Source organism: Luteolibacter yonseiensis, assembly GCF_016595465.1.
Lineage (GTDB): Bacteria > Verrucomicrobiota > Verrucomicrobiia > Verrucomicrobiales > Akkermansiaceae > Luteolibacter > Luteolibacter yonseiensis.
In genome coordinates, this window is record NZ_JAENIK010000010.1 from 1 (window position 1) to 4544 (window position 4544).

A 4544-nucleotide genomic window follows, 5' to 3' on the forward strand; every position below is an offset into this window, starting at 1 on the left:
CGCCCAACCAAGGAGGGGCGATCTCCGAATCGCCCCGCCCATGAACCGCCAATGAACCGCGCCCAAGCTCCTCCCGAACCACGCGCCCAAGCACCTCCCATCGCGCCCTCATGGGCCTAGGCGATTCGGAGATCGCCACTCCTTGCGACATCCCGCCCCTCCCCGAAACCGCAAAAAAACAAAAACTCACCCCATCCGCACTGAATTGCTTGCCAAGCCCCGCCGCACCCACTAATTCTGCCGCCCGCCCGACCGCACACGCGGTCGAAGGCAATGGAAAGCATGCTTAGCTCAGTGGTAGAGCACATCCTTCACACGGATGGGGTCGCAGGTTCGAACCCTGCAGCGTGCACCATCACTCTTAGTGAGTTACAAAGAAAAACAACCCTCAAAAATAGCATTGGGGGCAGAAAATAGGGGTCTACCCCCGGATTAGAAAGGAGTCGGCGTCTTGAATTCTTGGTAGGATTGACAGGCCGAAATTTTCGTTTGCAAGCTGCATGAAAATGCTTAAACTTGCGTCATGAACAATGTGATTTGGGATAAGAAGGGCTGAAAAGCCATCATTTTTGAGTCTTTTCGGCTCCAAAAAGAAGCCGCGATAGACGGCTTAGAAAGCCGGTTGAAGCTCGAGGAGCAAAAGGCTTGTTTATTTTACCCAAGTTGTCCTTCCGCCTTTCATTCTCGTTCCATAAAGTCTCCAAATCACTGTCGTCGGACGCTTCTTGGAGATCATTGGGGTTCAGAAGAATAGCATGCTTTAGATCTTCCCAAGCTTCCTTCTTAAGTTTGTCGGATTGAGCCTTGTCCACGATATCCGCCTGCATGTTTCTATAGCACGCGCGATTGAACAACAGAGCAGCGTGGTCTTCGTCAGGAGGAAGCCGCCGTTGGTTTCGGGCGTCAATTACTTCTGTGAGGACTTTTACCGCCGATTCATGGTCATCAAAACTTTTATGTAATCTGCCGAGCAGGATGCCGACCCTCCGCCAATGGGGTAGATCGCAACGAAGTTCATTGAGTTGGACGATACAATCGCGGCGTGCGTTTTGCCATCCGGGATCGTTCGGATCGTTTTCGAGTGCGGAGAAGGAGTAGGCCAATATATAGGCCATGTCGGCGCAGCGCTCGGTGAGGCCTGCCAACTGTCCTGTTATTTCTTCCTTCGCCGTTTTCAATTCGGTCAGCTGCCGGAACGCATCTTCAAGTTTCACTCGATACGAATTGAGATCCCCGTCAAACTTCGTGATCTTGTCAGCCACGATTTTATCGACTTGATCTCCGAAGCGTGCATTGACTTGGTCACGAATTTCTTTGGAGTTTTTCCAGTTGAGCAGACCAAAGATGACACCTCCGAGCACGATAACACCCCCTGTCACCCATTTCAGCTGATCTAAGGAATCTTTTAAGAACGCTCGATAATCCTTGGACTCCTCCCGAAGCGCGGCTTGGTATTTGAGTATCGTGGTATTCGGGTCAGTCTCGGATTCCGCAGCGCGTCGGACATCGCTTGTCGCCGTAGATTCCTTTGCAGCCGTGGGCTGGAGGGCTCTTACCCCGGGTGCATCAGTAACGACCTGCGGAGGCGGCGTTTGTCCCCACGCCATACAAAGGGACAAGAGAAAATAAACCACAATCAGTTCTCTCATGGGCCACAGATCTATCATAAAAAAGCGATTGATGAACCCTAATTTGCCGAAATATTGTCCGGTGGCCGGAGTGGTGATGGATTAGACTCACTTCCTCCCGCCCAGTTCCCCCCGGTATCCTCCGGATGCCTGCGGTTCCCTTCCCGAATAAAGCAGCCCTAGCCTTCTGCTCCGCGTCTTCTTCTCCGCGACCGCGTAGCTACGCCATGGCGTCAGCGTCCGTGCCCTCATGGCGTAATTTCCCAGAATGGCGGAACATGGGACACTGGCTGCGTCGTTACGGACGGCTCCCCCCGGTCCACGGCGACCCAATGCAAAAACTCCCCCAACACCAAACCCTCCAAATGCCATGGAACCACCACCCCTCAATCAAGTCCTCACCATCGGAACCCCGTACGGACCCGATGGACCGTCGATCGAAGGCATCGTGAAAAAATCCGGCGTCGATCCCCAAGGCCGGACCTGGGCGCACGTCTGGTACAACGACGTCGTCGCCGCCTACGTGGGACAGGTCGAGTGGCGCGACGAGCGCTGGCAATTCTCGGACCGCACCTTCGAGACCCTCCATTCCGAATGGAGGCCCGCCATCGACCACAGCATCGCCCTCCACCGCAGATCGACCGCCGGAGTATGACGGCACCGGTTCAGGAGCGCCACCCCGGCCGGAGCGGCGACACCCGCCGACCTTACGGAGCGCGGACGCCCTCGTCCGCCTGGCCGGCGGGCCGGAAAACAAAAGCCCTGAGCTCCTCCCTTCCGCCTCCCATGGGCAGCAAGGACGAAGAGGTCCGCGCTCCTTATGATCCGGCAACCTCTTCGCCAGCCTCTTTGGGGGACGCCCCATTCCACGTCCCATTTTTGACACCGCAGAAGCTCGGTCGTGTGTTTTAACCCGGATCGACGCTCCGGGCGTGGAATGAAGCTTCGGTCAAGATCGCGTCGCCTCTCCCGCTATTCAAACGAAGAATGCCAGCATCCGATCCATGATCCACGATCCACGATCCACAAAATCCCAGAGAAAACCCCGCGAAAAAAATCTGCTGAAAACGGATTTTTCAACCCATGTCCAAAAAAATTTTCATTTTGTCTACATCCCTAATCTTGCGAAATGCACTCCCTGCATTTTCATGCCAAACGCTCGGACAATGATAAAAAACAACCTGTTGACCACTTATTAACAATCCCCGCGATCAAGCGGCTTCCGGGCTTCCACGCCTGTTCCAACAGCGCTTCCCATTTCTTGTTCACCTGTTCCTCCGCCAGCTCCGGTCCGGTTTTTCCATAACCGGATCGCGCGGACATTGCATAATTCAACCCCGTTTCTCCCCGTTCCAAATCGCCGGACCTTATTACAATTTGACTGAAGATAGATGACCCTCTAATGGTATTACCGCATTTTTTTCATGGTTAACCCGATCCGAACCGCCATGACATCTAACATCCATTCCGATGCCATACCGGCACCTGATGTCCTCGCATGCCCGGGCGGGCCGGGTTCGCACCCGTCGTCCGCCGCCGCCGATAACCCTTTCATCAACATTTTCTATTGAACACCTCATCAAACCCATCATCCTCATGTCCGTCACACCCACGCCGGACATGGGGAATCGTGCCGTCCCAATCCCTTAATGCGGGACAGCACGCGAATGATGGAGATCCCGCCCGCGGATTTCCACATGAAGGATTCCTTATGAAACGCGGGTAAACGGGCACGCCCGGCACCCATGCCGCGCGCACCGTTTTCCCTCCTCCTGTTTGCCGTTTGACTATTCCGCAATCCAACACCAGATAATCAGAATCCGCTAATGCCTTACAAACCCACTCCCGCGAACGCCCAATGGACGAAGCTCACGCTCCCCATCCAGCCGTTCCAAGCCGCCAGACTGGAGATCACCACGACTGACAGCCAGAGGTTCTACATCGCCGAAGTATCCATCCATCCCAAGGCTCCGGGATCCGATGAACCGGCGGTCGAGATCGTGATCCCATATGTGGGTAAGAATTTGTGGGAATTGTCCGATCACAAGGTGACCCTTTCACCCAAGACCATCCAGCAGTTCGAGAAGACCACCACCGCCGAAGGCGAGTGTCGCTACCGCCTGCACGTGCCCCAGGCGGAAATCTTCAAGGACACCACCCCGCCCCCCCAATGGCCGCGCCTGTTCTCCGAACAGATCCTGGAACCGTGAGGGGGAATGTGCCCGGTGATCCGAGCCAAGTGATCCGAGCAAAGTGATCCGAGCCAAGTGATCCGAGCCAAGTGATCCGAGCCAAGTGATCCGAGCCAAGTGATCCGAGCCAAGTGATCCGAGCCAAGTGATCCGTGCCAAGTGATCCGTGCCAAGTGATCCGTGCCAAGTGATCCGTGCCAAGTGATCCGTGCCAAGTGATCCGTGCCAAGTGATCCGTGCCAAGTGATCCGTGCCAAGTGATCCGTGCCAAGTGATCCGTGCCCGGTGATCCGTGCCCGGTGATTCGTGCCAAGTAATGGCTTGAAGAAGGTCGGCGGACGGCGGCGGCAGATAAAGCCTCCGAAGCGACGTTTCTTCAGCACCAAGGGTGCGAAATGCGATAGCCCAGGGCAAGCGAAGCGCGGCCCTGGGTCTTGGATCCTTCAATTCCGGAGTCCTGTAAGGACGACATCCGTGGCACGCCAATCCTCCGTCGATCGCGTCCTTTCAGGACTCCGGTAATTTGGAAACCTCTTCCCGGGACGTTGTCCCGGGCTATCACATTCCGCACCCTTGGTGCTGAAGATACCCGCGTCGGAGGCTCCGCCTTCCTGCCGGAGGATCACGCACCCGTCATCTCCCGTCATCTCCCGTCATCTCCCGTCATCTCCCGTCATCTCCCGTCATCTCCCGTCATCTCCCGTCATCTCCCGTCATCTCCCGT

Annotated in this window: 3 protein-coding genes and 1 tRNA gene; 3 read left to right on the top strand and 1 reads right to left on the bottom strand. The window is 55.8% G+C overall.

Features of this window, described 5'->3' with window-relative positions:
* The first annotated feature begins 280 nt into the window (after positions 1-280).
* A tRNA-Val gene (locus JIN84_RS09250) sits at positions 281-355 on the top strand.
* A gap of 208 nt (positions 356-563) precedes the next feature.
* On the opposite strand, the gene JIN84_RS09255 is transcribed toward JIN84_RS09250, so the two are convergent.
* On the bottom strand, positions 564-1649 hold the full coding sequence (locus tag JIN84_RS09255) for a hypothetical protein (protein ID WP_200350766.1): 1086 nt from the start codon (positions 1647-1649) through the stop codon (positions 564-566).
* 349 nt (positions 1650-1998) lie between these two features.
* Between JIN84_RS09255 and JIN84_RS09260 the strand changes: the two genes are divergently transcribed.
* Both JIN84_RS09260 and JIN84_RS09265 read left to right on the top strand, forming a co-directional pair.
* Positions 1999-2283, top strand: coding sequence for a hypothetical protein (locus JIN84_RS09260; RefSeq protein WP_200350767.1), 285 nt, complete (start codon positions 1999-2001; stop codon positions 2281-2283).
* A gap of 1171 nt (positions 2284-3454) precedes the next feature.
* Positions 3455-3838, top strand: coding sequence for a hypothetical protein (locus JIN84_RS09265; RefSeq protein WP_200350768.1), 384 nt, complete (start codon positions 3455-3457; stop codon positions 3836-3838).
* Positions 3839-4544: the final 706 nt, after the last annotated feature.